Here is a 26,962-nt window from a genome sequence, read left to right on the forward strand (position 1 = left end):
AAACGGCGTTTTCGACGGTCACCGGAGGTGGTCATGGCTTCGGACTACGAATCACTCGAGCGGCTGGCGCTGCGACAGTGCGGATTTGTCACGGCTCTCCAGGCATCCGAACTGGGTTTCGGTCTGGCGTTGATGGAAGAAATGACGGAATCCGGAACATGGACATGTGAGTGCCGCGGGCTTTTTCGCCTCGAACGCGTCAGACATACCGCCTTGGACGAGTTCGCGAAGTGGTGCACGTGGTTCGCCGGTAGCGCCACCGTCTCGCACTACAGTGCCGCAGATCTGCATGGCCTCGGGCACCTGCAACCTCGCTTCATTCACCTCTCCGTTGCGCACCCTCTCGCGGCGCCGACCCGCCAGGTAGCGCTGCACCGACTGCCGCTCGCGGACGACGAGTGTGAACAGATCGGGCCCATCCGCATCACCACGCCTTTGCGTACCGTGCACGACCTCGCTTCCGGTGGAATTTCTCAAGTCCTGCTCAACGAAGTAGTCGCCGATGCGGTCGCGATAGGCCGACTGGACGCGCACGAGCTGTATCTCTCGTGTGAGAACGCGAGCGTCGACGTTGCTGTTCGGGTCGAGTTGGCTCTGGCCGCAAGCCTGTAGCCGAGAGAGATCTTCGAGGCTCCTGCGACCTTCTGGCATCACGCCCGAAATCGAATATGACGCCGATATCAGAGATTTGTAAATCGCTATTTTCGGGCGACTGTTTTGTCTTTAGCGCAGGTAAGAACGCATCCAGATGTGCGGTGCGGGACGTTCAGCCCACTGTTACTGCAGTTCGGCGATGTCGCCGATGAACTAAATCTGCGAAAAGCGTAGTTACTTTACAGTCAATGGGATAACGTCACGGCATCGAAAGCAGACGGACGCTTGTCCTGGACGCCTGTCTGCCCCGTTGTCGAGAGGGATCTGGATGTCCGTGAGTGGTGTTCGTCGTGTTGTCGGTGGGTTGAGTGTTTTTGCTGTTTCTGCGGGCTTCGCGGTGGTTGCGGGTGTCGGGGTTGCTGGTGCGGCTCCGGTGACGGCGGAGTTCAATTCCGACGGGTACAAGGTGACTCGGACGATCAGTAACGGGACGCCGTCCGAGGGTGATGTGATCACGTCGAAGACGGTGTTCAAGCGAACTGCCGCGGTTCACAATCTGTATGCGGTGCGCGATTTTCATCCGGCGTGTATGACGTATGTCGATGGTTCGGCGACGGTGAACGGTAGTGCGTTCCGTGTCAACGAGGTGGCTACTGATTCTGTTCGTTTGAGTGCGGGTGCTACGGAATGGCCGATGTGGGGTGGTGACGTCAAGACGTTCGAATTCCAGTATCGCGTCGGTGCGGATTGTGCTCGTGGTACTGATTTGTCGACGACGGTGCATTTCGACGGGACGGTGTTCGTTGACGACACGACGAATGGTCGTGGTCCGTCGATCAACGTTCAGAAGAACGTGTCGACGACCACCGTGTCACCGGTCAGTGGCGCTCAGGTGGGGCAGCCGGTGACGTTGAGTGCGACGGTGACCGGTGGTGCCGACGGTGATTCGGTGGAGTTCTTCGACGCCGGTTCCAAGATCGGTGCGGGCGCGCTCGCCAATGGTGTTGCAACACTTGCCTGGACACCGACCACCCGTGGAGACCACTCGATCACAGCGAAGTTCGCCGACACGGCGCGTGCCGTCGGTTCCGCTTCGGCAGCGCTGATCGTGAACGTTTCGCAGGCCGATGCTCAGTCCAGTACGACGCTGGCGCCGATCTCGGGCGCGCAGGTCGGCAAGTCGACCAATCTCAAAGCGACTGTGTCCGCGTCGGGCACCGGTGGAACGGTCACGTTCAAGGTCGGCGGAACGGTGCTCGCTTCGGTGCCGGTGGCAGGCAACGGTGAAGCGACCTATGCCTGGGTTCCGACGGTCGCCGGTGCACAGACGGTGGAAGCCGTATTCGCCGGTCGATCCGGTGTCACCGGGTCGAGTACCACCGCGAATGTGACAGTCGCCGAACAACCCGCCGGAACAACAAGCTCCACAACAGATCTCAGCGTAGTAGCGGGCCAGGTCGGCGTTGCCCAGACGATCTCCGCTCAAATCAGCCCCGCCAATGCGGGTGGCACAGTCACCTTCAAGGACGGCGAGACCGTCATCGGCACGGCCACGGTCGATTCATCCGGAAAGGCCAGCCTTTCGTGGAAGCCCGCAACTCAAGGGCAGCGAGTCGTCGCGGCGGAGTACTCGGGCGCCGGCACGGTGACGGCATCGTCCGATCAGGTCTCCGTCCAGATCGCCGCACCCGTCGACGGTGAAGAACCAGGCAACGGCACCGGTTCGCTCGGCAGCCTCGGCAACATCTTCGGCTCCTAGCCGCCGACACCTGGTGATGCCCCGCCCGCGTTCGGCGGCGGGGCATCACCCATTTCGCTCACTTCTCGAGAAGGAAAAGCTATGTCTGTAGGTTCTGCACGCCGTGCAGTTGCAGGTTTGAGTGTGTTTGCTGTTGCTGCGGGTTTCGCGGTGGTTGCGGGTGTCGGGGTTGCTGGTGCGGCTCCGGTGACGGCGGAGTTCAATTCCGACGGGTACAAGGTGACTCGGACGATCAGTAACGGGACGCCGTCCGAGGGTGATGTGATCACGTCGAAGACGGTGTTCAAGCGAACTGCCGCGGTTCACAATCTGTATGCGGTGCGCGATTTTCATCCGGCGTGTATGACGTATGTCGATGGTTCGGCGACGGTGAACGGTAGTGCGTTCCGTGTCAACGAGGTGGCTACTGATTCTGTTCGTTTGAGTGCGGGTGCTACGGAATGGCCGATGTGGGGTGGTGACGTCAAGACGTTCGAATTCCAGTATCGCGTCGGTGCGGATTGTGCTCGTGGTACTGATTTGTCGACGACGGTGCATTTCGACGGGACGGTGTTCGTTGACGACACGACAAATGGTCGTGGTCCGTCGATCAACGTTCAGAAGAACGTCTCGACGACGACGCTGTCACCGACCAGTGGCGTGAAGTTGGGACAACTTGTTCCGCTGAGCGCGACGGTGACCGGTGGTGCCGACGGTGATTCGGTGGAGTTCTTCGACGGTGCCACCAAGATCGGTGCGGGCGCGCTCGCCAATGGTGTTGCAACGCTTGCCTGGACACCGGCTGACGTCCGAACCCACAGCGTGACGGCCAAGTATCTCGGTAATGCAAAGGTGGCGTCTTCCACGTCGTCAGCTGTCGACGTCGTAGTGTCCGAAGCGGACAAGAGCACTGCAACCGCGATCACCGGTCCCGCAAGTGCAGTTGCAGGTGAGTCCGTGACCGTCGAGGCTACGGTGTCGCCCACTCCGGCGGGTGGCACGGTGCAGTTCAAGGACGGTGCAACCGACCTCGGCGGCGCCGTTCCCGTCGATGCCAACGGCAAGGCCTCGCTGACGAATTCCTATGCAGTCGGAGCGCATTCGATCGTGGCGGTGTACTCCGGTTCCGGTGTCTACCAGACTTCGACGTCGGCGCCACATGCGCTGACAGTCGCTCCGGTGGTGGTCGAGGAGAACACAACGACCACCCTCGTCGGCCCGTCGACCGCTTCGACCGGAGAGACATTGTCGTTCACTGCCTCGGTCTCGACCGGTGTTGCAGGTGGCACCGTGCAGTTCAAGGAAAGTGGCAGGGATCTGGGCTCCCCGATTCCCGTGGACGCCACAGGTAAGGCGAAAACCACGCCGATCTTCACCGTGGCGGGTGAGTACAGCATCACCGCAGTGTTCTCGGGTTCGGGTAACTACCTGGGCTCGACATCGAACGCCCAGACCGTGAACGTCAAGGCGCCGGCTCCCACCGACCAGCAGACCCAGACGGTCTTGACCGTTCCGGCGGATGCAAAAACCGGTACGGCAGTTGGTCTGTCCGTAACCGTCACGCCGACGCCGGTTGGCGGCACAGTGCAGTTCAAGGACGGCTCGGGCAATCTCGGCTCACCGGTGCCGGTCGTCGAGGGCAAGGCGTCGATCATGCACGAGTTCGCGAGCGTCGGTACGCACGACATCACGGCCGTCTACTCGGGTGCAACAGGATTCCTCACCTCTACCTCGGCTGCTCAGTCGGTTTCGGTCACGGCTCCGGCCGCGGAGGATCAGGAAACGTCCATCACCGTGAGCGCTCCGGCGTCAGCGGTCAAGGGCGCGAAGGTCGATCTTGTTGCGGCAGTGGTACCTACGCTCAGCGCAGGAACGGTCCAGTTCATGGACGGAACCACCCCGATCGGTGGACCGGTTGCGGTGGTGAACGGTAAGGCCACGCTCTCGCACACCTTCACTGAACTCGGAGATCGCCGAATCACCGCGGTGTTCAGTGGAACTGACGGCTATCTCGGTTCCGAGACCCAGGCCGCAGTCACCGTCAAGGTAACGGCAGCGTCCGACGGCGGCGATCCCGGCAACGGCGGCAGTTCGACCGGTTCACTGGGAAGCCTGGAAAACATCTTCGGGTCCTAGCCCGACGCCTGCACACGGACGCCCCGCCGCGGAGAACACCTCCGCGGCGGGGCGTTTCCCGTCTGTGAGTTCAGGGATTCGGCGCTACGACGTGCCAGGGCACGGTCAGGATGCAGTCACGAAGACGTCGCCGCGCGGGCTGCACGGGAATTCCTTGCGCACGAAGAATTTCCAATGCGGCAGCCCAACGATGGCGAGGTCCGAACGAGGCGTGCGGCGCGGCGGTGGCCCAGGCTCGATCGGCCGCGCTGAGCAACGCGTGGATCGGCTCACCGGGAACGTTGCGGTGGATGAGAGCCTTCGGGAGACGTTCCGCGATGTCGGAAGGGCGCTCGATGTCGAAGGGATCCCAGGCCAGTGTCAGGGTCAATGGACGATCAGCGTCGAGAAGCACCCAGGCGCAACGTCTCCCGAGTTCGTCGCAGGTTCCGTCGAGTAGCAGCCCGCCCGGTGCGAGACCGGACTGAATGTGTGCCCACGCAGAGTCCACAGCCTCCTCCGGGTACTGCCGGAGCACGTTGAAGGCGCGTACGAAGACGGGTGTGAGACCGGCAAGTTCGAATCCACCACGGGCGAAGCTGACACCGTCACGACTCTCGACCACGCGGGCGGGGTCGATCTCGAGCCCGATGACGCGTCGATCCCGCCGGACAGCGGTGAGGCGGCTTGCCATCTCGAAGGTGGTGTCCGGCCTCGCCCCGTACCCGAGGTCGACGATCAACGGATCGGTCGCGTTGTTCAGGGCGTGCGCGATAGTGCGGTTGTGCACGATCCACCGGTCACTACGTCGCAGTCTGTTGATTCCCGTCGTGCCACGGGTGATGACCCCCTCGATCTTCGGGGGTGGAGCTTTCTTCACGCCGGGTTCAGCGTGCGGCGAGCCAGGTCGCGGTGACCTGGGCTTCGGTGCGGAACAGATCTACGAGGTTGATGAGCATCAGTTGCTCCAACTTCGCGCCGATGAACGGTATGAAGACCTTGGCCTCGGACGTGGTTCGCAGCGTGGACCCGGTATCGGTCGCGAACAACTCCATGGTGCCGGACAAACTCCCCGGCCCGGCCGGGATGGACGCTTCGTACGTTCCGGTCACGGTGTCACCGAAGGCGCCGTACGACTCCTTACGAGTGATGACAAGATCCTTCTTCATCACCGTCTGAGCAATGTCCGGCAAATCGGTGCGCGGGAGAATGTGGTGCAGCACGAGATCGATTCCGGAATCGGTGACCTCGAAATGTTCCACATGGTTCTCGGAATGCTTGCGCATCTCCTCGACACGGGCCTCCCAGTACGAGCGGTCCGCCAGTGCCGCATAGACCTGCTCGGGGGAGTGCTGATAGCGGGCGGAGTAGTCGATGCGGCGAGCCATGATCGGAAAGAATACCGGTTACACGCTGTGACAAGCCAAATTGGCTGTATCCACAACTGTCGCCGCCCGCAGGATTTTACTTCGCGATCCACTCCCGGGTGAAGTCCTGTTCGGCCTGGATGAGCCGGACAACCTCGTCGACAATCGCACTTTCGATCTTTCCGCCAAGGAACGGGATCTTGACCTCGACCTCACCGTCGATCTCGAGAGTGGCGGAGTTCTCGTCACCTGTCAGCACCTGCGTGCCCTCGACACGGGCGGGAACGCCGTCGACGTGGGCGGAGAAGGTGCCGGTGGCCTTGCCGTCCTTGAAAGGCGCCATCGTTTCACTGCGCTTGATGACGATGTCGCCGTTGACGACTTTCGACACCATGCTGGGGAGGTGCTCTGCGGCAATGATCTGCGACATCGTGACCGCGACGGTCTCGTCGCGAACGGTCAGCTCTTCGATCGTTGCGCCGGGACCACCGACAGCGACGATTCGGTCGCGCCAGTACTGCTCGGAGGTCACCGCCTCATGGACCTTCTCGGCGGGGACTGTGTACTTCGACGAATGCTCGATGCGACGGCTCACGATTGTGGAGGCTACCGTTTATCGATGTGTGGGACGTAACCATTGGCAGACGCGTCGTGGAATCAGGCGCTTTCGTGTCCGAGAACGTTGACTTGTCGGGATTGACGACGCTCCGAATCGGGGGACCGGCGCGGCTGCTCGCCGAATGTCCGACGACGCAGTCGTTGATCGACGTCGTGACGCTGCTCGATCGCGAGCAGATCCCGACGCTGATTCTCGCCGGCGGATCCAATCTCGTGATCTCCGACTCGGGATTCGACGGAGTTGTCGTTCGTGTGGCCAACACCACCGTGAGCCTCGACACGGACCGCGTCGTCGCCGAAGCGGGTGCCGTGTGGGACGAAGTAGTCGGTCAATCGGTCGCCGCGGAACTGGGTGGCCTCGAGTGCCTGTCCGGGATTCCGGGCTCGACCGGTGCGACGCCGGTGCAGAACGTCGGCGCGTACGGCGTCGAGGTGGGCTCGCGGCTCCGGCGGGTTCAATTGCTCGACCGACGCAGTGGCGAAGTGTCGTGGGTCGAACCGTCGAAACTCGAATTGGGTTACCGGTCGAGCGTCCTCAAGCATTCCGATGCAGCAGTGGTTCTCGCCGTCGAATTCGATGCGTCGACCGACGGACTGAGTGCCCCGCTCGCGTACCGCGAACTGTTCACCGCACTCGGGGCCGAAGAAGGCGAGCGGTTACCTGCGTCGCAGGTCCGCGAGGCAGTTCTGGGTCTTCGGACGGGTAAGGCGATGGTCCTCGATCCGTACGACCACGACACTTGGAGCGCGGGTTCCTTCTTCACCAACCCCGTGGTGCCGGACGACAAGCTGCCCGCTGTGCTCGGAGCAATAACCGAACAGCTCGGAGACGTCACCGTGCCGCAGTTCCCGGGCAGTGGTGGAACCAAGCTCTCGGCCGGATGGTTGATCGAACGGGCCGGATTCTCGAAGGGTTATCCCGGTGAAGATGCACCGGCCAGGCTGTCGACGAAACACACCTTGGCGTTGACCAACAGAGGGTCGGCAACGAGCGCGGATGTGGTCTCGCTCGCGCGGACAGTGCGCGACGGCGTCGAAGCCGCGTTCGGTGTGCACCTGGAACCGGAACCGGTAACTGTGGGCTGCACCGTCTGATTCCTGACAGAGCCCGCAGGTAGCCTGTTGAAGTGCATGAGCTGGGTGGTAGGAGAAGTCGTTCGCGTCTTGTTGCGTTGGTAGCTGTATTGCTCGCTGTGATGGTGGCCGTCGTCGGCTGCACGATCGGCGGCAAGGACGGACAGGGCGGCGCGGCGGCCGCCGAACCAGCACCGGTGGCGACCGTGGTGTCGACGCCGGCGCCCGGCACCAAAGATGTCAGCCCGGTCGCCCCCGTCTCGGTAGCCGTGACCCAGGGAACGCTGTCCGACGTCAGCCTCAGCAACGCAGCCGGTAAAGCCGTTGCAGGACAATTGTCGCCTGACAAGACATCGTTCACGGTCAGTGAGGCACTCGGCTACGGCACCACGTATTCGTGGTCGGGCTCGGCAACCGGGACCGACGGTAAATCCGTGCCAGTCCAAGGGAGCTTTACGACGGTTGCCCCGGAGTCGACCACCGGCGCCACCCTCAACATCGCCGACGGCCAAGAAGTTGGTATCGCGGCACCGATCACGTTGCAGTTCGACAACTCCGTCGTCGACAAGGCGGCCGTCGAGAAGGCTCTTGTCGTGACCACCGTGCCGCCCACCGCCGGATCGTGGGCTTGGCTGGCCGACGACAACGGCGGATCGCGGGCCCATTGGCGTCCGGCCGATTACTGGGTGCCGGGCACGACTGTCCATCTGGACGCCAAGCTCTACGGCTTGAACTACGGCGGTGGCGCCTTCGGCGACCAGGATCTCACGCTCGACTTCACGATCGGTCGCAGCCAGATCGTGAAGGCGAATGCGCCCAGCCACCGCATGCAGGTGGTGCGCGACGGTCAGACGATCATGGACATTCCCGTCAGCTACGGCGAGGGAAACGAACCTCGCAACGTCACGCGCAGCGGCATTCACATGGTGACGGAGAAGTACGAAGACTTCATGATGTCCAATCCGCCGTTCTACGAGAACGTGCGTGAGCGTTGGGCGGTGCGCATCTCCAACAACGGCGAATTCATCCACGCCAATCCTGAGACCACCGGGGTGCAGGGCTCGTCGAACGTCACGAACGGTTGCATCAACCTGTCGACATCCGACGCGCAGGAATACTTCGGAACCGCCCTCTACGGTGACCCCGTAGAGGTGACCGGCACGTCGATCGACCTGTCTCCTGCGGACGGCGACATCTACGACTGGGCAATCGATCTGCCGACCTGGAAGTCGATGTCGGCACTGCCGTAACTCTGTACTGCGGTAAATCCGTGGATGAGGGAACCGTCCGGGCTCTGCTTGCGTCTGTACAGGTAAGTGCTGTCGGCTCGGGGGAGTCCGACGGGGGTTTTCGACTTCAGGGGGACAGCGGTGGGCATTCCATTTCTGGAAGACGTGCTGGGAAGAATCTCCGATGCGACGCAGGCCGTGCCTCCTGGCGTGGCGGCATTGCCAGTTGTCGGCACTCCCATCGCGAGCGCAATCGCTACATCTGCTCTGGTGCAATCCATAACCGACGACCGCGGCGCGTTCGACGACGAGATGGCTGCTGCGACCGTCGACGCCGATGTGGAGCGCGCTCGAGCCTGGGGTGAGCGCGATGCCCTCACCGCCCAGACGTCGTCGCTCGAGTACAGCGAACACGCAATCGTGGACGACGATCCGTTCGATGCGATGTCGCACTCCGAAATCTTCGACCACGTCAACGAGATGAATCCGGCAACCCTGAGTGCGATCGGTGAGGCTTGGAAGGCCATTGCAGGCCGGGTCGAAGCCGGCATCGGGAAGTTCCAGAACGAAGTGAACGGTGCGATCACCGAAGGCTGGCAGGGGCGCGGCGGCTCGGCTGCGCTGGAAGCAGTGCTGGTCTACTCGGCTGATGCGGGTGAGCTGAAGGTGCGGGTCGATCTGATCTCGAACAAGATCGAGGAGGCGAAGATCGCACTCGACGAGGCCAAACGCTCGATTCCGGCCCCCGACGGCGCCTCGACGGTCGAGAGGTTTCTCAGCATGGTTCCCGGGGCTACATGGAAGCAGGCCCAATACGAAGCGGAAGAAGCCGAACGTCAAGCGCGCCAGGTGATGAAGGACGTGTATCTGCCGTCCATGAAGCGTGCGGACGATCAGGTGCCGATCCTCCCGGCCGCATTCAATCCGGTCACCGGCGGTGGAGGGGCTGGAAGTGGCGGGGCTGGAAGTGGCGGCGCATTCGGTGGTGGTGGTGCCGGCGGCGGGAACACTTCGGGTTCGGAAAACGGGCTCGGCGCGCCGTCTACATCGGGTGGCGGAGTCGGTGGGGGAGCGGACGGTGGAAACTCCGGCGGGGCAAACCCGCCCGGACACGGTTCCGGTCAGAATCCATCCGGCACCGATTCCGGAAATGGTGACAACCGTAGCGGCGTTGATGCCCAAGGGAATCCGAACGTCGATGCAGTTCGATCCGGAACCGATTCCGACCCGGCCGGGACCACGGCGGCACATGCCGGTCCACTGTCCGCCGGTGCAGCGCCAGATGGCCTAGCTCGTGCAACTCCGAATGGCGCTCAGCTTGGTTCCGGAACGCCGTCAGGCCTGGTAGGTAGCGGTTCGGGTGGTGGTCCTGCTGGTGGAATCGGTACCGGCGGCTTCGGGCCAGGCGGAACCGGAGTCGGAGCCCTCGGCCCTGGCGGAACCGGCGGCACCGGTGGCCTCGCCGGTGGCGGACGTGGGGGCGTCAACGGAGCTGGCGGTACTTCGGCGACGGGCGCGCAGAGCGGTCGGGGTGCGATGGGTGGCGTCGGTGGCATGGCGCCGGGACGAGGGCAAGGGCAAGACGAAGACAACGTTCACGACACCCCCGGCTACCTCGTCACAGTCGAGAACGGCAATGCCCTGGTCGGCGACCTACCGATGGTCTCCCCGGCGGTGCTGGGCGAATGACCACCATGCAGTGGCAGTTCACCGGCCTCGAATTCCAGATTCTCTGGGAAGCGGTCGGACGTGACCGACTCCCGTACCCGCTGCGGTTTCGTCCGACGGCCGAAACCATGAACGAGCTGACAGAAGAGCGACGACGAGCGGGAGCACACCTGGCTTGGTTGCTCGACGATCGGCTGCATCACGTTCTCGGTGCTCTTGCGAATCCTGATGCTCGCGTTGAGGTTTCCGGTTTTCACGGGCAGAACATGAGTACGGTGACGCGATTGCACGGCGTTGTTGCCGGCGACCTGGGGGTGCTCCTGACTCAACTGCCCGGCAGGACTGTCGACTGTGGCTCCGACGTGGTTTTCACCGTGGTACGCCCATCGGCAATTCCACGGATGCTCGTCGATCACCTGCCGACCTGCCCCGCTGGATCGGAGCGTGGTGTGAGCATCGAAAGGCCGAAAACTTCCGGTAGAGCGAGCTTTCTGAGCAGTGCTGCCGGTGCGCGCGGGAGCGAGGAAGTGAGCAGATTCTTCGGCCGAGAGCGGACCTCGATCGGTGAAGTCACCACATACCCGGGAGGAGCGGTGGACAGCAGACCGACAGACGACGGAATAACGTTCCACTGGTACGACTATGCCGGAGATGGTCGGTACATCGTCACCGCTGATGAAACCGTAAGTGCCCGTAGCGCTTCCACGGAAATGACGGAGGCCGAGATTGCACGCAATCTCGGCCTCGTCCTGCACCGGGTGATTCGCACTGGTTAGTCAGAACGATTCGAACTAGCTGGTGGTGCGGTGGAACCGACCGGGGCTTGCCTGATCCCTCGGCTTGACGATGATCTGATCGAGGTTCACATGTGACGGCCGCGACGCGACAAAACCGATGATCTCGGCGATGTCCTGCGCCACCAACGGTGTGATTCCCTCGTACACCTTGTCGGCCTTGTCCTGATCGCCCTCGAACCGGACGAGTGAGAACTCCGTCTCGACGGCTCCCGGCGCGATTTCGGTCAGTCGAACGGGCTTGCCCAACAGTTCACCACGCAATGTCCGATGAAGGACGGCTTGAGCGTGCTTGGCGGTGGTGTAGCCCGAGCCGTTGTCGTATGCCTCCAGCGCGGCCACCGAGGTGATGGTCACGACCAGACCGTCACCCGAATCGATCAGCTTGGGCAGCAGTGCCTTCGTCACACGCAACGTGCCCAGAACATTGGTCTCCCACATCCACCGCCAGTCGTCCAGATCGGCGTCCAGGACTGTTGCCAGACCCTTTGCACCACCCGCGTTGTTGACCAACACGTCGACACGTGGGACCACGGCCGCGAACGCGTCGACGGAATCCTCGTCGGTGACGTCGAGTTCGAGAGCGGTACCACCGATTTCCTCGGCGATCTTCTCGAGACGATCGACGCGGCGAGCACCGATCACGACGTGGAATCCCTGAGCTGCCAGGGTGCGGGCGGTGGCCTCACCGATTCCGGAGCTGGCTCCGGTGACTACGGCGATGCGGGCATCGGAAGAAATGGTCATGATGCAATCGTAGGGCTAGTCAGCGGCATACTCTGCTTCCCGTTCGATGGATTCGATGTGACGACGCGGTACTTGTATCCGACCGGGTGTGTAGGTGACGGCGCGCAGCGCGCCGCTGTACCGGAAGGGACCATGGCGTCGTCGTACCTCCCACGACACAGGTCCCCTGGCGTCGACACCGACCGAGATACCGGTCCACGGCGCCATTCCCACCAGTTGTACTTGCCCGAGCAGCCGGCCCGCGTGAATGCCGTCGACGCTGACGTGGAGATCCCAACGCAACCGCGGTACCACCGTCACCGACAGCTCGATGCGTTCGGTGCCGAGCGCCAGCGGTCCGGCGTCGACAACGGAGTAGGAACCGAACGCGTTGTACCCGAGATGCAGGTGCCCGTCCTCGACGTAGAGAAGGTACCCACCCTGCGGATCGCCATGGGCGACAAGGACACCGGCGTCACCTTCGCGGTAACCGTCGAGTTCGACCGTGATGTCGAAGTCGCGGAACCCGATCAGCTTGGATGAGCGGTAGCGCTCCAGCGGGGGCGTTCCGGCAAGTAGTCGCACCGGGCGTGAGAGTGCTCCTTCCTCCGGACGGCGAACCGCGCCGACGGTATTGCCGAGTAGAGGAAACACGGTGTTCGCCCACGCCGAGTGGTCCCAGGCCTCGGCGAGTTCGCGAACCTTGTCGGGAAACCGTGATGCCAGGTCGTCGAGCTCGGTCGGGTCGGTGCGGACGTCGAACAACTGCCAGTGCGGTTTGTCGATGTCCGCTGGGGTGAGAGCCAGCAGTTTCCAGCCGTCCTTGTAGTAGCCACGGTTGCCGGTCATCTCGGTGTACTGCTCGGTGTGAGTGCTCGGAGCGGCAGACGAACGAAGAACGGGCGCGGAAGACACCCCGTCGAACTCTTTCACCGGGAGCCCGTTTCGCACACTGGGTGCGTCGATTCCGGCCAGTTCGAGCAGCGTAGGGGTCAGGTCGGTGACGTACGCGAACTGGTCGCGAATCCCGTTGTCGTCTGCTCCGGGTTTCAATCCAGCGGGCCAGGACAGGAGAAAAGGAACACGGATCCCGCCGGCAAAGGATTGCCCTTTGTAGAACCGGAACGGGGTGTTGGACGTCTGTCCCCATCCACGTGGATAGTGGACGCCCAATTCAGGTCCGCCGATGAGGGATTCGTCGTGGGGGACATCGCCCACCCAGTCCGGATCCTGAATATGCGCGAACTGTGCGAAGTAGCTTCGGGTCCCGTCCGAACCGCCCTCGGCGGTGCCGCCGTTGTCGGAGGTGAAGACGATGATCGTGTTGTCGAGCTCGCCGAGTTCGTCCAGGGTGTCGACGATGCGTCCGACGCTCTGATCGATCGAGTCGACCATCGCCGCGTACACCTCCATGTAGCGGGCGAACCTGGACTGCACTTCCGGCGTGAGTGATTCCCATTCGGGGACGTCGAAGCCGGGTTCGGAGTTTCGCGGTGCTTGTTGCGTACCTTCCGGAAAGAGGCCTTGCACGAGCTGAGAGGCGAACCGCGACTCGCGGATTCGATCCCACCCTTCGTCGTAGCGGCCGCGGTACTTTTCCTGGTCGGCAGGCTTGGCCTGCAACGGTCCGTGCATGGCGACGTGTGCGAAGTAGAGGAAGAACGGCTTGTCCTGATCGTGGGCGCGGAGGTCCTTGATGTACCCGACCGCTTTGTCGGTCAGATCGTCGGTGAGGTAGTACCCCTCGGGGTACTCGTCCACGTCGACCACAGAATTGTCGGAGATCAGTTGATTGGGATAGTAGAAGGAGTTGAGGCCTTCGAGTGAGCCGTAGTAGCGATCGAAACCGCGCTGCGTCGGCCAGGAGTCACGACTTCGTCCCGGGGCCAGGTTGGCGTCGCGTACGAGGTGCCACTTGCCGACGGCATAGGTCGCATAGCCCGCGCCGCGGAGGATTTCGGGGAGTGTCTGGACGTCGTCGGCCAATTCCAGACGCAGTCCGGGGTAGCCCGGATCGGCGTTGGCGACAAAACCGTACCCGGCGCGGTGCGGATTCAGGCCGGTGAGAAGAGCTGCGCGCGACGGCGAGCAGAGGGGCGTCGTGTGATAGTTGGTCATCCGAATGCCCTGCGCGGCAAGGCGGTCGAGGGTGGGAGTCTCGATCTCGGAGCCGAACGGCCCGATGTCGCTGTACCCCATGTCGTCGATCAGAACCACGACGATGTTGGGTGATCCGGGAATCGGGGTCGTGGAGGTGGGCCACGACGGGGTCGAATCGGCTGCGGTGCGGCCGATTCGACCCTCGAAGCCTTCGTATCCGCGGGCGTGCGGAGGAGGGGCGGAATCCGGTGAAGTCATGGGAGAGTCGAGGCGCCTTCGATGATCGAGTATTCGGAAGCGTCGCCGGCGATGCTGCGGCTTCGTTCCCCGTGGATGTTGACCGGGATGTCGCCGGCAAGGGTGATGCGCTCCAGACGCCGGTACTGATCGTCGTAGTCGGCGATCGCGTAGTGCTGGGTGGCGCGGTTGTCCCAGATCGCGACGTCACCCGCTTCCCAGTTCCACCGCGTCGTGTACTCGAGCTTGATGGCGTGATCCTGCAAGAGCTTGAATACACCGTTCGACTGTTCGGTGCTCAACCCGACGAAGTTCTTGACAAAATGTCCGAGGACGAGCGTGCGTTCTCCGGTTTCGGGGTGGACCCGCACCACCGGGTGTTCCGTCTCGAAGTACGTGGACTGGAACTCCTCGCGGTAGGCGGCCGTGCGATCTTCGGTGAGCCGCTCGGCGCTGGTCGCCGCATAGTCGTAGACGTTCGTGTGGCGAGCCCAGAGGTTCTCCGCGAGCGCCTTGAGCGGATCCGGCAGCCCGTTGTAGGCGGCTACCCCTGACGCCCACGTCGTGGAACCGCCGTATTCGGGTAGCTGCACCGCGCGCAGGATCGAAGCCTTGGGGATGCGGTCGACGAAGGTGACGTCGGTGTGCCAGCTGTTGGCCTTGCCCAGGTCCGAGTCGATGGGCAGAACTTTTGCGCCGTGCGACTTCACGGTGGGGTGGGCAGTGGTCGGGGTACCCAGCAGATGGGCGAACTCGTACTGCGAATCGTTGTCGAGGTGGTCTTGCCCGCGAAAGAAGATCACCTTGTGTTCGAGAAGTGCTTGCCGGATGAGGGAAATCGTCGCCGGGTCGAGATGCCCGCCGAGAGTGATTCCGTCGATTCGGGCGCCGATATGCGCGCCGAGGGTGGTGACAGTGCCGCGAGCGGCGTCAACGGCCGCTCCGTTCGTTGATGCCGAATTCGTGAGGGTCGGCTTGGCGAAAGCTGTAGACATGGTGCACCTTTCGTGGGGAGTGTGCCCACCCAAACACGCGAGATTTCGCCCCGACAGGGTTGCGTTCAGTGTGATCGTTACCGCACCTGATTTGTGAATCTCGGTGAAGCTGCTACTTTTGGAGCCATGTCGACCGACCAGCCTGCCGCTTTGCGGGTCACCTATGTGACCGCTGCGCTTGGTTCGCGTCTGCCTCTGGCGCGAGAGCTGTGTTGTCGCCGCCGTTCTTTCTGCAGCTAATTTCTGCGCCTTTTCTGTCTATTTCTTCGTGTGACCAGTGGAAACGCTGATTTCTCGGTCGACAGAGATATGCGCCTTCTCCTCCTTCTGCAAGGGACAGCCATGTCGACACCCACAATCTCCGCCATTCCGAACATCCGATCGCGAACCGCGCTCTCGGGAACCCGGACCCGTACCCAGATAGTTGCGCCCGAACTACGCATCGCCGACGGTCCGTCCGCGACTGTGTTGCGCATTGCTCGATCCCGTGGGCCGCTCTCACGTGACACTGCGGCAAAGGCATCAGGGCTGAGCATCGCCACCGTGAACCGGCAGGTCACGAGCCTGCTGGACCTCGGGATCCTGCGCGAACGCGCGGACCTGACGGCATCCGGAGCAATCGGGCGTCCGCGAGTTCCGTTCGAGGTCAACCACGAGCCTTATCTGACAGTCGGCATCCACATCGGTGCCGTCGTCACCAGCATCATCGCCAGCGACATTCGTGGAAAGGTGCTCGGCGCCGTCGAGATTCCGACGCCTGCCACCAATTCTGCTGTCGCGCTTGCCACGATTGCGCGCTCGGCCAAATCCTTTGCCTCGCGGTGGCACAAGCGTCGTCCGCTCGCCGTCGGCGTGGCCATCGGCGGTCGCGTCGATTCAGCGACCGGAGTCGTCGATCACCCGCGTCTGGGATGGAAGGGCGCCAAGGTCGGGTCCATCATCGGAGCCGGCTTGGATCTCCCTGTATCGGTAGCCGCCCACGTCGAGGCGATGGCCGCGTCGGAACTTCTGCTCAGCACCGACCGTGCCGAAGCCCCGACGCCGGGCACTACCGGCCTGTACTTCTATGCTCGTGAAACTGCCGGTATCGCAATCACTTTCGAAGGGCGAGTACACACGCCGTCCAGCGGACCCGGTTCGATCGCGCACCTCCCCACCGGTTCGTCCGCACGGTGCACCTGCGGAGCCGTGGGTTGCCTTGAAGCGACGATCAGTGACCGCGCCGTAGTCGCGCAGGCTTTGTCTTCGGGCGCCGTGATCCAGGGCGGCGAGCGTGTCACGATCGCGGACGTCTACCGGGCAGCGTCGTCGGGTTCCATTCCGGCACACGAGCTTCTGGTTGATCGAGCACGCGTCCTCGGCCGGACAGTGGCGATGCTGCGTGACCTGTTCAACCCGGATCGTGTGATTCTGGGTGGTCAGGCATTCACCGACTATCCGGCCGGGGTGCCCCATGTCGCCGAGGCTTTCTCGACGGCATCCTCCTTGGAGCGTAAGGACATTCGAATTACCGGTTTCGGCAATCGGGTTCAGGAATACGCTTCCACGGTCGTGTCACTGAGCTCGCTGTTTGCAGATCCCGCTGCGGCTATGCGCCGCGCGTCGGCCGTCTGACTGCGAAGAGGGTAGTCAGAGTTCCGGTCGATCCAAGACTCGCAACCAAGATCCGTCGGGCTGGCGGCGCGCGACCTGCGTGCGCCCGCCGGTTCCGTCGGAAGGTTTGGTCGAGGTCATGGCCAGGTCGCCGCTGATCACCGTCGGTAGAGATTCCTCGACGGTGAATCTCGGTGCAGCTGCCAGCATCTGAGAGATCACCTCGCGGATGGCTTGGCGGCCCACGGTGAGGGATCCGGGAGGGAAGGCCATCACCGCATCCTCCTCGTAGAGTGCGGCGACGGCGTCTGCGTCACCAGCGTTGGCGAACTGCACAAAAAGCTTCGCGATGTCTTCCGGGGTTCCGGCCTTCTGAACGTCATCTGTTGTTGTCATGCTTCCATCGTTCTAGTACTCCGGCGATAAGTCCAAGATCTAGTTTGTCTCGCAGCTAGAATCAGCAGTTATGGAACTTCGGCAGCTCGAATACTTTGTCACGGTAGTGGAGGAAGCCAACTTCACTCGCGCCGCCGAGCGGCTTCACGTAGCCCAACCCGGTGTGAGTGCCCAGGTCAAACGGCTCGAACGTGAGTTGGGGCAGGAATTGCTCGATCGTAGTGGTCGAACCGTTTGTCTGACCGACGCCGGGCGAGCTGTCCTCCCGCACGCCTACGCTGCACTTGCTGCCGTTCAGAGCACCCGCGACGCTGTCGATGCCTTGAACGGACTGGTCCGGGGTTCCGTTTCGGTCGGGATGGTTACCGCCTGCGCTTCCGCCGACCTCACAGATCTGCTGAGTCGGTTGCACAACAAACACCCCGGACTGGACATTTCGCTGGCCGAGGACGATTCGCGCAGTCTGCTTGCCGGAGTGTTGGACGGAACCTTCGACATAGCCGTCATCGGGGTGGCGGGAGAGCTGCCGGAAGGGCTCGAATCGAGGGTGATCACCGACGAACGACTGGTGGCCGGAGTGGCAACGGATCATCCGCTGGCCGAGGTGTCGTCTCTACCGTTTGCCGAGCTCGCCACGCGATCGGTCATCTGTCTGCCGGAGGGAACCGGTATCAGGACGTGTCTGAACTTCGCGTGCGCCGCGGCCGGCACCACGCCGACGGTTGCGCTCGAGGCAAGCAACCTCGGCATCATCGTTTCATTGGCAGCGCAGGGGCTGGGAATGGCCGTGCTTCCCGAGTCGGCAGTGGGGGAGTTGCATCGGATCGATCTCGAACCGGAGGCGCGATCTCGGCTGGAATTGGTCTGGCGTTCGTCGGGCGGCAAGAATCCTGCGGCCTCCGCTCTCATCGATCTTGCGAGAGCTGTTCCCGCCGAGTGAGTTCGGCCTGCGCCCGATCCAATCCGCCGTGCTCGAGAGCAGCCAACCTCGACCTGTCCTTCCAGACGATGGTGCCGCGTCGCCGGACGATGACCGACATCGTTCCACCGAGATGCTCGAGCGCTCCTGGCACGTTTCGACGCTCGGCAGGTATCGGAACAGGAAGTATGTGTGCGTCGGCGATGGGTGCGGTCCCGTCGATGTCGACGCTCCACTTCCGGCTGTAACCCCGAAGCGTCCAGCGATCGTCGGACACCGTCGTCTCCACCTGTGACGTCAGAGGATTACCCAGCCGCAACACCGTTCCGTCCGGTAGCGCGGCAACGACGGCGGTGACTTCGGTGCGCAGAGGTCCGGCGCTGACCTGTCCGCCGGCAAACGCCACGCAGGCTCGAGGATCGGTGAACCCCTGTGCCTGTCCCCACCACCAGGATTCCGGGAATCCTCCCTTTCCCCAGTTTTTCTCGCCGTACACCTGCGCTCCGGTGAGATCCCAGCTCTGTCCGTCGATGACGGCGCTTCCCTCGACCCGGCCGCCGAGCAGCCACGGATGCCAGTACTGATTGAGTGCGGGAACTGATTGGAAGTAACTCGACCCCCCGAAGCGGCGGTGCGGCCAGAATCGCTGATTACTGATGCGTACGTCGAGATGACTGTCGCCGAAATCGACCTGGAGTCGATCGGCATTGCCGCGGAAAGCGTTGTCGGCGTAGGCCCCCAGGATACGGGGATCGGCCGATCCGTTCGGATGCTCAGCAGTGCGGAGGAATCCGCCTGGGTGTGCCGCGAGACCGAGCGTCGACCAGCTGCCGCCGTCGGCCTTGTTGATTCCGGCGAGCGCGATCACCACCCGTCCGCTGTCTGGCATCGTGAATCGCCAGAAGTAACCCTCCATCGCAACGTCATGGGAGGCAAGCAGATTGCCGTACGGCAGGGTGGCACCCGAGGCGCGGTACGCGGGAAGCTTCACGATCCCAGTACTGCCTGTGATGCGGTGACCTGAGCGACGAGGCGGCCCTCGTCGTCGCGGATCTCGGTCACCACCGCGACGGTGCTGCGCCCCGCGTGCAGTGGCCGGGCGGTGGCGGTGACCGTGCCCTTGCGCACGCCGCGAGTGAAGACGGTCGACGAACTGGTGGTGGACGTACTTGCGCCGGGCGGCAGATTGAGGAATGCACAGACGGCGCCGACGCTGTCTGCCAGCGTCATCAAGGCGCCGCCGTGCATTCCGTTGCCGGCGGTGGTGCGGTGGCTGTCCCAATCCAGATGGCCGACAACCTGTTCGGGTGCCGCGCTGTCCAACTGAATTCCGGTGTGAACTGCAAAAGGCATGCTCGCGACAAGTTGTTCGAGGTCCATGCCTACCGATGTTAACGAGCCGCCGAAACCTCCGTCGGGACTTCGGTTTATCGAGGGCGGTGACTCACAGGGGCAGGGCGGTTTCCGACAGCCCTTCCGGCGCGTTGCGACGACGGAACCACTCCGTGCCGAATGCCGCGGCGAGCTGCTCCGTCGGCATTTCGAGGAACGGGCCGAAATCGCCGACCTGCGTTGCGTGCGCGTACATGGCCGCGCGCTTGGACGAGATCACCGAACTGACATCGACCGCGGTGGTGAGTTGGTCAGCCGGAAGCCCGAACGATTCGATGTCCGGCGGCTGCGCCTCCTCGGTCCACTCGGGGTTGGCCTGCATCAGCATCTTCATGTGATCGCGGTTGGTGGACGCCTCGTAGACGAACGGCGTGCCCGCGAGTTCTGCAGCACGAACGCCGACGTGGTGGACCTGGATGTGATCCGGGTGGCCGTATCCGCCGTTGGGGTCGTAGATGGTCAGGACATCGGCGTTCTCTTCACGAAGAACCTCGGCCAGACGCTCGGCGGCCTTCTCGACGTCGACGTTGCAGAACGCTTCCGGATTCTCGTTCTCGGGCGTACCCACCATCCCCGAATCCGGGTAGTGCAGGGACACGACGCGACTGGCACCCAACGCGTCGGTGGACGCCTCGAGCTCACGGCTGCGGCGCTGAGCCAACGTCTCGTATTCGTCCAACAGTCCGTCGGGGAATTCACCGAGAGCACCGTCGGTAGCGGTGACGACTACGACGCGGTGACCTGCGTCGGCGGCCATTCTCATCACACCGCCCGTAGTGAAAACTTCGTCATCGGGATGGGCGTGGAAACACACCAGGACACTCATTCGCGCAATCGTAAGGCAAGTTACCGACAGGTCAACCCGAGCGCACAGTGAAAACGATTTGTCGAGTCGGCCTCGGCTCTGTGAACCTTGTTCAGTGCACGAGAAGCTGACATGAGCGAATCCACCAACAAAGGCCTGCTGAGCGCCTACCGCGAGATCTTTGCCGCCCCCGGATCGGTCGCCTTCTCGGCCGCCGGATTTGTCGCAAGGCTGCCGATCGCCATGATCGGTATCGGAATCGTGACGATGATCTCGCAACTTCGTGGTGACTACGCGCTCGCCGGCGCGCTCGCCGCGGTTTTTGCGCTCTCGTCGGCGATCATCGCTCCCGCGGTCTCGCGTGCGGTCGACCGCTTCGGACAGCGAGCGGTCCTGCCGATTGCCGCAGCCGTGAGCGTCACCGCGATCGGGGCGCTCCTGCTCGCAGTCCGGATGGAAGCTCCCGACTGGCTGCTGTTCGTTCTGGTCGTCCCCGGCGGCGCCACTCCGACGATCGGCGCGATGATTCGCGCCAGGTGGGTGGCGATCTATGTCGGAAAACCTCAGCTGCGCACGGCCTTCGCCTTCGAATCGGTGGTGGACGAGCTCTGCTTCGTGGCGGGCCCGGTCATATCGGTAGGTCTGAGCATCGGGCTCTTCCCCGAGGCTGGACCACTGGCAGGGTTGATCCTGCTGGTCACCGGAACCCTGCTGCTGGTGATACAGCGCGGAACCGAACCGAAGGTGCATCCGCGCCGACCCGGCCGCGGACGATCGGTTCTCGGTAACCACGTGATGTGGATCGTCATCGTGATCATGGTGATGCTCGGAACGATCTTCGGCGTCATCGACGTCGGCGCCATCGCGTTCACCAAGGAACAGAATTCGCCGGGGTCGGCGACGCTGGTCCTCGCGCTGTTCGCCGGCGGTTCGGGAATCGCGGGACTGATCTTCGGGTCGATGCACCCGGCGCGATCGCTGCGCGGGCAGTTGATGATCGCGTCCTCGGCGGTCGCCGTTCTCAGCGTCCCGCTTCTGTTGGTCGGAAACGTGGCCGCACTTGCGGGTGCCTACGTGCTGGCGGGCGCGACCATCGCACCGACGCTCATCATCGCGACAGCCCTGGTCGAACAGATCGTCCCGCCGGAAAAGCTCACCGAGGGAATGACCCTGACGGTTACCGGCCTCGGCGTCGGCGTGGCGCTCGGGTCTGCGCTGGCCGGACAGCTGATCGATCGCTACGGCGTCCCGTCGGCCTACATGCTCGCCGTCGGCGCCGCAGTCGCAGCCTCTATCGTGACGGCATGTCTATTCGTGAAGCCGTCAGCGTCGACGGCACGTCCATCGTCTATCGAGTAACCGGAAATTCGGCGGGGACCCCGCTGGTGTTGCTGCACGGCTGGGCTCAGTCCTCGCAGTGCTGGGGCGAGCAGGTCCTCGCGGACCTGGCCGCGGACTATCGGCTGATCGCCGTCGATCTGCGCGGCCACGGTTACTCCGATGTGCCCGAATCCGGATACGACGATTCCGCGAACTGGGCCGGCGACGTCGCGGCTGTTCTTGCGGCCGAAGGCGTCACCGAGAACGCGATCCTGCTCGGCTGGTCGTACGGCGGTCTGGTGATCTGCGATTACCTGGCAGCGCACGGCACCGGCGCGGTGGCGGGTGCGGTTCTGGTCGGGGCGATCACCAGCATCGGGCGCGGCGAAAAAGGTGGCAAGGTCGGCTCCGCGATGCGTAGCGCAGTTCCCGGCGCGATGTCCGAAGATCCCCGCGAGGCGATCCGTGCACTCGGCGCCTTCGGCAATGCTCTCACCGGCCCACCCGAGGGCAAGGGTGCAGCCTCGCAGGCCTTGTTCGGGTACAGCCTCTCGACGCGTCCGCGGGTGCGCGCAGCACTGTTCAACCGTGCTGTCGGTCACGACGAGTTGCTTCGCAACCTGGATATCCCCGTTCTCGTTCTGCACGGAACCGACGACTCCGTCGTCGACGTGAGCGCAGGTAAGCACGCCGAGGAACTGATTCCCAAGTCCCAGGCGTCGTACTGGGAAGGCTGCAATCACGGCCCGTTCGTGGAGGATCCGACACGATTCGTGTCCGAAGTGCGAACCTTCATCTCGAGCCTCGGTTAGAGTTCGCGCCCGGTGAGGGGGCAGTATGGAGTCGTGACGCCCATGCACATTTCGCGCCCTCGCCGGGTGGCCGTTCTCTCGGTCCACACCTCGCCATTGGCGCAACCCGGCACCGGTGACGCGGGTGGGATGAACGTCTACGTTCTGCAATCCGCCATTCAGCTCGCCAAACGTGGCGTCGAGGTGGAGATATTCACCCGCGCGACGTCCTCGGCCGACGCACCCGTGGTGGACGCCGCTCCCGGAGTGCGGGTTCGGAACATTGCTGCTGGTCCCTTCGAAGGGCTGGACAAGGCGGATCTGCCGACTCAACTGTGTGCCTTCGTCGCAGGAGTTCTACGGGAGGAAGCGCGACACGAGCCCGGGTACTACAGCCTGATCCACTCGCACTACTGGTTGTCCGGGCAGGTCGGCTGGCTCGCCCGCGACCGCTGGGGCGTGCCCCTCGTACACACCGCACACACCCTCGCGGCGGTGAAGAATCTTTCGCTTGCCGAGGGAGACACCCCGGAGCCGGCAGCACGTCAGATCGGCGAGCAGCAAGTAGTCGCCGAGTCCGATCGCCTGGTCGCCAACACCACCGACGAAGCCAAGGCGCTGCACGAGTTGTACGGCGCAGATCCCACGCGTATCGACGTCGTGGCTCCCGGCGCCGATCTCACCCGCTACCGACCGGGCGATCGCGATTCAGCCCGCGCGTCGTTGGGGTTGGACCCGGGCGAGATCGTCGTGACTTTCGTCGGCCGCATCCAACCTCTGAAAGCACCCGACGTTCTGCTGCGTGCTGCCGCCGAAGTGATCAGCCGTCGCCCCGAGTTGCCGTTGCGCATCCTCGTCGTCGGCGGGCCGTCCGGAACTGGCCTCGCGCGGCCGGACGTGCTGATCGAACTTGCACGATCACTCGGCATCACCGCGCAGGTGACATTCTTGCCGCCGCAGGCACCGGAGCGTCTCGCCGATGTCTACCGTGCCTCGGATCTGGTTGCGGTGCCGAGCTATTCGGAGTCCTTCGGGTTGGTGGCGATCGAAGCTCAAGCCTGCGGAACCCCGGTGATCGCTGCCGACGTCGGCGGGCTGGGAGTGGCCGTGCGCAACGGTGAGACCGGCCTGCTGGTTCAAGGACACCGCACCGAAGATTGGGCCGGCGCCCTCGAATCCTTGGTGACAGCACCGACGCGTTTGACCGAACTCGCCGCGCAGGCACCGCGTCACGCCGAAAATTTCTCGTGGGAACACACCGCGGACGGTTTGCTCGAGAGCTATCGCAAAGCCGCAGTCAACTACAACAACGGAACCGGTCCCAGCGACTTCTCGCCCCGCCGTGCGCGGGGTCTGTGGCGTCTGCGCCGGACCGGGGGAGTGCGTACATGAGCAGCATTTCGGACACCATCGAGCAGGCTCTCACCGAGCGCGAACTCGACTTCACCAGAAAAGACGACGCGCATTTCATCGTCGAACTTCCCGGTGAACACAAACTCAAGACGTCGACTCTGCTCACCGTCGGCAATCACGGTGTGCGGGTCGAGGCCTTCGTGTGCCGCAAGGTGGACGAGAACTTCGAAGGCGTCTACAAGTTCCTGCTCAAGCGCAACCGTCGTCTGTACGGGGTGGCGTACACACTCGACAAGGTCGGGGACATCTACCTCGTCGGCAAGATCGCGGAGCATGCGGTGACCGGCGATGAACTCGACCGAGTGCTCGGTCAGGTTCTCGAAGCCGCCGACGGCGATTTCAACGTCATCCTCGAACTCGGCTTCTCCTCGTCCATCAAGCGTGAGTGGGCGTGGCGGGTGTCGCGAGGCGAGTCGCTGGCGAATCTCGAACCGTTCAAGCACCTCATCGAGGAAGAGCCCGCGCAGAGCTGATCGAGCGGGGTGAGACACATCGCGAATGTGTCACGTAAAGTGACCTTTACTTGTGACTGTCGTCACGGAATAATACTGTTCCCGTGAGTCACAGTAAGTTGGTCACACCACCCCGCCGCGCAACTTTTCGAGGAGCACAGTGAGCTTCAAGAGTCCGTTCCCCGACGTTGAAATCCCCAACCTCAGCGTCTACGACTTCCTGTTCGGAAATACCGACCCCGCAGACCTCGACAAGACGGCATTCGTCGAGGGCAGTTCGGGCGCAGTCACCACATACGCTTCGCTGATCGCACAGATCAACGGCGTTGCAGGCGCTCTCGCAGCGCGCGGACTCGCCGTCGGCGACGTGGTCGGGCTGCATTCGCCCAACGTCCCGGCCTTCGGTTCCGTCTTCCACGGCATCCTTCGTGCCGGTGGCGTCGCGACCACGATCAACGCGCTCTACACCGCCGAGGACATCGCCAAGCAGCTCACCGATTCCAAGGCAAAGTTCCTCTTCACCGTCTCGCCGCTCCTGCCGCAGGCAAAGGCCGCTGCTGACCTGGTCGGTATCCCGGCTGAGAACGTCTTCGTGCTCGACGGGGCCGAAGGCCATCTGTCGCTGCGTGATCTGCTCGGCGAGGGTGCAGCGGCGCCGGAGGTCTCCTTCGATCCGGCCACCCAGCTCGCGGTGCTGCCGTACTCGTCTGGCACCACCGGCCGACCCAAGGGGGTCATGCTCACTCATCGCAACCTCGTGGCCAACGTCTGCCAGATCATTCCGCGGATGGGCATCGAGACCGACGACAAGATTCTCGCGGTCCTGCCGTTCTTCCACATCTACGGCATGACGGTCCTGCTCAACGCTGCGCTCTATCGCCGCGCGAGCCTCATCACGATGCCGAAGTTCGATCTCGTCGAGTTCCTGCGGATCGTCGCCGAGGAGAAGTCGACGTACATCTTCGTCGCACCGCCCGTTGCCGTCGCGCTGGCCAAGCATCCGCTCGTCGATCAGTACGACCTCTCGAGCGTGCACACCATCTTCTCCGGTGCGGCCCCGCTCGACGCGGCGCTCGGCAAGGCCGTCGCCGACCGGTTGAACTGCCACGTCCGCCAGGGCTACGGCATGTCCGAGATGAGCCCGGTCTCGCACGCGATCCCGTTCGACCGCGACGACATCGCGCTCGACACCTGCGGTCCGACCATCGCCAACATGGAATGCAAGCTCGTCGACCCCGGAACGGGCGAAGAGGTCGCGTACCCGCCTCTCGGCTCGGACGGCGTCAGCGAGCCCGGCGAACTGTGGTGCAAGGGCCCGAACATCATGCTCGGCTACCTCGGCAACGACCAGGCCACCAAGGACACCCTCGACGACGACGGTTACCTGCACACCGGTGACATCGCGACCGTCGACGGCGACGGCGTCGTCAAGATCGTCGACCGCCTCAAGGAACTGATCAAGTACAAGGGCTACCAGGTTCCCCCGGCGGAACTCGAGGCCTTGCTGCTGACCCACCCGCAGATCGCCGACGCCGCAGTGATCGGCGTGCTCGACGCCGAGGGCGAAGAGGTTCCGAAGGCATTCGTGGTGCTCCAGGACGGCGCCGAGTTGACCGAAGCCGACGTGATCACCTTCGTCGCCGAGCGCGTCTCGCCGCACAAGAAGGTCCGCCAGGTTTCGTTCATCAGCACCGTGCCGAAATCCGCGGCCGGAAAGATCCTCCGCAAGGATCTGCGAACTGCGGAAGTTGCCCCGAGCTGATTTCCGGACAGGGTTGATCAAGAAGGGTTCCGGTACTCGTGCCAGGATGAACGCCATGAGTATCGGAACCCTGGTCCTGCTCCGCCACGGCGAGAGCGAATGGAATGCACTCAATCTGTTCACCGGCTGGGTGGACGTACACCTGACAGACAAGGGCATCGCCGAGGGCAAGCGCGCCGGCGAACTGCTCGCCGAGCACAACCTGTTGCCCGACGTTCTCTACACGTCTCTGCTGCGCCGCGCGATCAGCACAGCCAACCTCGCGCTCGACGCCGCCGATCGCCACTGGATCCCGGTAGTGCGCGACTGGCGTCTCAACGAGCGTCACTACGGCGCTCTGCAGGGCAAGAACAAGGCGCAGACCAAGGAAGAGTACGGAAACGAGCAGTTCATGCTCTGGCGTCGTAGCTACGACACCCCGCCGCCCGCCATCGAAGCCGGCAGCGAGTACAGCCAGGACACCGATCCCCGGTACGCGAACCTCGACGAGGTTCCCTTGACCGAGTGCCTGCTCGACGTCGTCAAGCGTCTGATCCCGTACTGGGAGGACACCATCTCCCAGGAGCTGCTCGCCGGTCGGAACGTGCTGGTCACCGCGCACGGCAACTCGCTGCGTGCGTTGGTCAAGCACCTCGACGGCATCTCGGACGAGGACATCGCGGGCCTGAACATCCCGACCGGAATCCCGCTGCGTTACGACCTCGACGAGAACCTGAAGCCGCTCAATCCCGGCGGCACCTACCTGGATCCGGAGGCCGCAGCTGCCGGCGCCGCCGCGGTGGCGAATCAGGGCGGAAAGTAGCAACCCGATGATGTGCGTCGAGGCCCCCCGAACAGTGATTTCGGGGGGCCTCGGCCAACAGC

Annotated in this window: 25 protein-coding genes; 15 read left to right on the forward strand and 10 right to left on the reverse strand. The window is 63.4% G+C overall.

From position 1 onward, the window contains the following. Window positions 1–33 precede the first annotated feature (33 nt). The 3 genes from R4P70_RS13715 to R4P70_RS13725 all read left to right on the forward strand — a co-directional run bounded on the left by R4P70_RS13715 (window position 34) and on the right by R4P70_RS13725 (window position 4,468). Window positions 34–612 (forward strand): hypothetical protein, encoded by a 579-nt coding sequence (locus R4P70_RS13715; protein WP_317830932.1) that lies wholly within the window; start codon window positions 34–36, stop codon window positions 610–612. Window positions 613–922: 310 nt separating this feature from the next. Then, window positions 923–2,353, forward strand: a complete 1,431-nt coding sequence (locus R4P70_RS13720; protein WP_064688312.1) for an Ig-like domain-containing protein — start codon at window positions 923–925, stop codon at window positions 2,351–2,353. 81 nt (window positions 2,354–2,434) lie between these two features. Continuing rightward, a complete protein-coding gene (locus tag R4P70_RS13725; RefSeq protein WP_212633909.1) occupies window positions 2,435–4,468 on the forward strand; it encodes an Ig-like domain-containing protein in 2,034 nt (677 codons plus the stop codon). Window positions 4,469–4,538: 70 nt separating this feature from the next. Here the strand turns inward: R4P70_RS13725 and R4P70_RS13730 are convergent, their stop codons facing one another. The 3 genes from R4P70_RS13730 to R4P70_RS13740 form a co-directional block, all read right to left on the reverse strand. Beyond that, window positions 4,539–5,327 (reverse strand): hypothetical protein, encoded by a 789-nt coding sequence (locus tag R4P70_RS13730; RefSeq protein WP_007735354.1) that lies wholly within the window; start codon window positions 5,325–5,327, stop codon window positions 4,539–4,541. A 7-nt stretch (window positions 5,328–5,334) separates the two neighbouring features. Further along, window positions 5,335–5,835: a DUF2505 domain-containing protein gene (locus tag R4P70_RS13735; protein ID WP_007735352.1), complete on the reverse strand. Its 501-nt coding sequence runs from the start codon at window positions 5,833–5,835 to the stop codon at window positions 5,335–5,337. A 76-nt stretch (window positions 5,836–5,911) separates the two neighbouring features. Further along, the gene (locus R4P70_RS13740) at window positions 5,912–6,409 is read right to left on the reverse strand and encodes a DUF2505 domain-containing protein (protein WP_003942023.1); all 498 of its coding nucleotides are present in this window, start codon (window positions 6,407–6,409) and stop codon (window positions 5,912–5,914) included. 74 nt (window positions 6,410–6,483) lie between these two features. Here R4P70_RS13740 and R4P70_RS13745 point away from each other — a divergent pair, with 74 nt between their 5' ends. The 4 genes from R4P70_RS13745 to R4P70_RS13760 all read left to right on the forward strand — a co-directional run bounded on the left by R4P70_RS13745 (window position 6,484) and on the right by R4P70_RS13760 (window position 11,179). Continuing rightward, the gene (locus R4P70_RS13745; RefSeq protein WP_051649640.1) at window positions 6,484–7,527 is read left to right on the forward strand and encodes a UDP-N-acetylmuramate dehydrogenase; all 1,044 of its coding nucleotides are present in this window, start codon (window positions 6,484–6,486) and stop codon (window positions 7,525–7,527) included. Window positions 7,528–7,559: 32 nt separating this feature from the next. Beyond that, complete coding sequence (locus tag R4P70_RS13750; RefSeq protein WP_042452959.1) at window positions 7,560–8,756, forward strand: Ig-like domain-containing protein; 1,197 nt, start codon at window positions 7,560–7,562, stop codon at window positions 8,754–8,756. A gap of 120 nt (window positions 8,757–8,876) precedes the next feature. Then, on the forward strand, window positions 8,877–10,424 hold the full coding sequence (locus tag R4P70_RS13755; protein ID WP_317830933.1) for a hypothetical protein: 1,548 nt from the start codon (window positions 8,877–8,879) through the stop codon (window positions 10,422–10,424). Next, window positions 10,421–11,179 (forward strand): ESX secretion-associated protein EspG, encoded by a 759-nt coding sequence (locus R4P70_RS13760; protein WP_054187843.1) that lies wholly within the window; start codon window positions 10,421–10,423, stop codon window positions 11,177–11,179. The genes R4P70_RS13755 and R4P70_RS13760 overlap by 4 nt, the downstream gene beginning before the upstream one ends. 15 nt (window positions 11,180–11,194) lie before the next feature. On the opposite strand, the gene R4P70_RS13765 is transcribed toward R4P70_RS13760, so the two are convergent. From R4P70_RS13765 to R4P70_RS13775, 3 genes are read right to left on the reverse strand one after another with little or no spacing between them, the layout of a single operon-like run. Beyond that, the gene (locus R4P70_RS13765; RefSeq protein ID WP_003942076.1) at window positions 11,195–11,944 is read right to left on the reverse strand and encodes an SDR family NAD(P)-dependent oxidoreductase; all 750 of its coding nucleotides are present in this window, start codon (window positions 11,942–11,944) and stop codon (window positions 11,195–11,197) included. Between the two features lie 15 nt (window positions 11,945–11,959). Beyond that, window positions 11,960–14,281, reverse strand: a complete 2,322-nt coding sequence (locus tag R4P70_RS13770; RefSeq protein ID WP_317830934.1) for an arylsulfatase — start codon at window positions 14,279–14,281, stop codon at window positions 11,960–11,962. Next, a complete protein-coding gene (locus R4P70_RS13775; protein WP_007735342.1) occupies window positions 14,278–15,255 on the reverse strand; it encodes a TauD/TfdA dioxygenase family protein in 978 nt (325 codons plus the stop codon). Before R4P70_RS13775 ends, R4P70_RS13770 begins: the two co-directional genes overlap by 4 nt. A gap of 342 nt (window positions 15,256–15,597) precedes the next feature. Here R4P70_RS13775 and R4P70_RS13780 point away from each other — a divergent pair, with 342 nt between their 5' ends. Beyond that, window positions 15,598–16,869: an ROK family transcriptional regulator gene (locus R4P70_RS13780; RefSeq protein WP_208689752.1), complete on the forward strand. Its 1,272-nt coding sequence runs from the start codon at window positions 15,598–15,600 to the stop codon at window positions 16,867–16,869. A gap of 15 nt (window positions 16,870–16,884) precedes the next feature. On the opposite strand, the gene R4P70_RS13785 is transcribed toward R4P70_RS13780, so the two are convergent. Then, window positions 16,885–17,244 (reverse strand): YybH family protein, encoded by a 360-nt coding sequence (locus R4P70_RS13785; protein WP_054187841.1) that lies wholly within the window; start codon window positions 17,242–17,244, stop codon window positions 16,885–16,887. Between the two features lie 70 nt (window positions 17,245–17,314). Between R4P70_RS13785 and R4P70_RS13790 the strand changes: the two genes are divergently transcribed. Further along, window positions 17,315–18,184, forward strand: a complete 870-nt coding sequence (locus R4P70_RS13790) for a LysR family transcriptional regulator (RefSeq protein ID WP_054828413.1) — start codon at window positions 17,315–17,317, stop codon at window positions 18,182–18,184. On the opposite strand, the gene R4P70_RS13795 is transcribed toward R4P70_RS13790, so the two are convergent. The 3 genes from R4P70_RS13795 to R4P70_RS13805 all read right to left on the reverse strand — a co-directional run bounded on the left by R4P70_RS13795 (window position 18,150) and on the right by R4P70_RS13805 (window position 20,381). Next, window positions 18,150–19,154, reverse strand: coding sequence for a tocopherol cyclase family protein (locus R4P70_RS13795; RefSeq protein WP_007735336.1), 1,005 nt, complete (start codon window positions 19,152–19,154; stop codon window positions 18,150–18,152). The genes R4P70_RS13790 and R4P70_RS13795 overlap by 35 nt on opposite strands. Further along, window positions 19,151–19,543 carry a PaaI family thioesterase gene (locus R4P70_RS13800; RefSeq protein WP_058227471.1) on the reverse strand — a complete coding sequence of 131 codons (393 nt, stop codon included), beginning with the start codon at window positions 19,541–19,543 and terminating at the stop codon, window positions 19,151–19,153. The genes R4P70_RS13795 and R4P70_RS13800 overlap by 4 nt, the downstream gene beginning before the upstream one ends. A gap of 64 nt (window positions 19,544–19,607) precedes the next feature. Beyond that, window positions 19,608–20,381, reverse strand: coding sequence for a PIG-L family deacetylase (locus R4P70_RS13805; protein WP_003942001.1), 774 nt, complete (start codon window positions 20,379–20,381; stop codon window positions 19,608–19,610). A gap of 111 nt (window positions 20,382–20,492) precedes the next feature. Here R4P70_RS13805 and R4P70_RS13810 point away from each other — a divergent pair, with 111 nt between their 5' ends. From R4P70_RS13810 to R4P70_RS13835, 6 genes are all read left to right on the forward strand, one after another. Beyond that, window positions 20,493–21,719 (forward strand): MFS transporter, encoded by a 1,227-nt coding sequence (locus tag R4P70_RS13810; protein ID WP_003942019.1) that lies wholly within the window; start codon window positions 20,493–20,495, stop codon window positions 21,717–21,719. After that, a complete protein-coding gene (locus R4P70_RS13815; protein WP_317830935.1) occupies window positions 21,665–22,492 on the forward strand; it encodes an alpha/beta hydrolase in 828 nt (275 codons plus the stop codon). Before R4P70_RS13810 ends, R4P70_RS13815 begins: the two co-directional genes overlap by 55 nt. Before the next feature lie 42 nt (window positions 22,493–22,534). After that, window positions 22,535–23,863 carry a D-inositol-3-phosphate glycosyltransferase gene (gene mshA / locus R4P70_RS13820; protein WP_075832632.1) on the forward strand — a complete coding sequence of 443 codons (1,329 nt, stop codon included), beginning with the start codon at window positions 22,535–22,537 and terminating at the stop codon, window positions 23,861–23,863. Continuing rightward, on the forward strand, window positions 23,860–24,357 hold the full coding sequence (locus tag R4P70_RS13825) for a YbjN domain-containing protein (protein WP_047268888.1): 498 nt from the start codon (window positions 23,860–23,862) through the stop codon (window positions 24,355–24,357). The genes mshA and R4P70_RS13825 overlap by 4 nt, the downstream gene beginning before the upstream one ends. A 139-nt stretch (window positions 24,358–24,496) precedes the next feature. After that, window positions 24,497–26,098 carry an AMP-binding protein gene (locus R4P70_RS13830; protein ID WP_317830936.1) on the forward strand — a complete coding sequence of 534 codons (1,602 nt, stop codon included), beginning with the start codon at window positions 24,497–24,499 and terminating at the stop codon, window positions 26,096–26,098. Between the two features lie 46 nt (window positions 26,099–26,144). Next, window positions 26,145–26,900, forward strand: a complete 756-nt coding sequence (locus R4P70_RS13835) for a phosphoglyceromutase (protein WP_317830937.1) — start codon at window positions 26,145–26,147, stop codon at window positions 26,898–26,900. Window positions 26,901–26,962 lie beyond the last annotated feature (62 nt).

The organism is Rhodococcus sp. IEGM 1241 (genome assembly GCF_033142365.1).
Taxonomy (GTDB): Bacteria; Actinomycetota; Actinomycetes; order Mycobacteriales; family Mycobacteriaceae; genus Rhodococcus_F; species Rhodococcus_F erythropolis.

What these genes read in the sequence shown, in the direction of transcription:
- R4P70_RS13800 (WP_058227471.1), bottom strand. Translation starts at nt 19,543, where the DNA reads ATGGACCTCGAACAACTTGTCGCGAGCATGCCTTTTGCAGTTCACACC.
- R4P70_RS13735 (WP_007735352.1), bottom strand. Translation starts at nt 5,835, where the DNA reads ATGGCTCGCCGCATCGACTACTCCGCCCGCTATCAGCACTCCCCCGAG.
- R4P70_RS13775 (WP_007735342.1), bottom strand. Translation starts at nt 15,255, where the DNA reads ATGTCTACAGCTTTCGCCAAGCCGACCCTCACGAATTCGGCATCAACG.
- R4P70_RS13825 (WP_047268888.1), top strand. Translation starts at nt 23,860, where the DNA reads ATGAGCAGCATTTCGGACACCATCGAGCAGGCTCTCACCGAGCGCGAA.
- R4P70_RS13780 (WP_208689752.1), top strand. Translation starts at nt 15,598, where the DNA reads ATGTCGACACCCACAATCTCCGCCATTCCGAACATCCGATCGCGAACC.
- R4P70_RS13765 (WP_003942076.1), bottom strand. Translation starts at nt 11,944, where the DNA reads ATGACCATTTCTTCCGATGCCCGCATCGCCGTAGTCACCGGAGCCAGC.
- R4P70_RS13715 (WP_317830932.1), top strand. Translation starts at nt 34, where the DNA reads ATGGCTTCGGACTACGAATCACTCGAGCGGCTGGCGCTGCGACAGTGC.
- R4P70_RS13790 (WP_054828413.1), top strand. Translation starts at nt 17,315, where the DNA reads ATGGAACTTCGGCAGCTCGAATACTTTGTCACGGTAGTGGAGGAAGCC.
- R4P70_RS13725 (WP_212633909.1), top strand. Translation starts at nt 2,435, where the DNA reads ATGTCTGTAGGTTCTGCACGCCGTGCAGTTGCAGGTTTGAGTGTGTTT.
- mshA (WP_075832632.1), top strand. Translation starts at nt 22,535, where the DNA reads ATGCACATTTCGCGCCCTCGCCGGGTGGCCGTTCTCTCGGTCCACACC.
- R4P70_RS13835 (WP_317830937.1), top strand. Translation starts at nt 26,145, where the DNA reads ATGAACGCCATGAGTATCGGAACCCTGGTCCTGCTCCGCCACGGCGAG.
- R4P70_RS13810 (WP_003942019.1), top strand. Translation starts at nt 20,493, where the DNA reads ATGAGCGAATCCACCAACAAAGGCCTGCTGAGCGCCTACCGCGAGATC.
- R4P70_RS13815 (WP_317830935.1), top strand. Translation starts at nt 21,665, where the DNA reads ATGTCTATTCGTGAAGCCGTCAGCGTCGACGGCACGTCCATCGTCTAT.
- R4P70_RS13770 (WP_317830934.1), bottom strand. Translation starts at nt 14,281, where the DNA reads ATGACTTCACCGGATTCCGCCCCTCCTCCGCACGCCCGCGGATACGAA.
- R4P70_RS13785 (WP_054187841.1), bottom strand. Translation starts at nt 17,244, where the DNA reads ATGACAACAACAGATGACGTTCAGAAGGCCGGAACCCCGGAAGACATC.
- R4P70_RS13805 (WP_003942001.1), bottom strand. Translation starts at nt 20,381, where the DNA reads ATGAGTGTCCTGGTGTGTTTCCACGCCCATCCCGATGACGAAGTTTTC.
- R4P70_RS13720 (WP_064688312.1), top strand. Translation starts at nt 923, where the DNA reads ATGTCCGTGAGTGGTGTTCGTCGTGTTGTCGGTGGGTTGAGTGTTTTT.
- R4P70_RS13760 (WP_054187843.1), top strand. Translation starts at nt 10,421, where the DNA reads ATGACCACCATGCAGTGGCAGTTCACCGGCCTCGAATTCCAGATTCTC.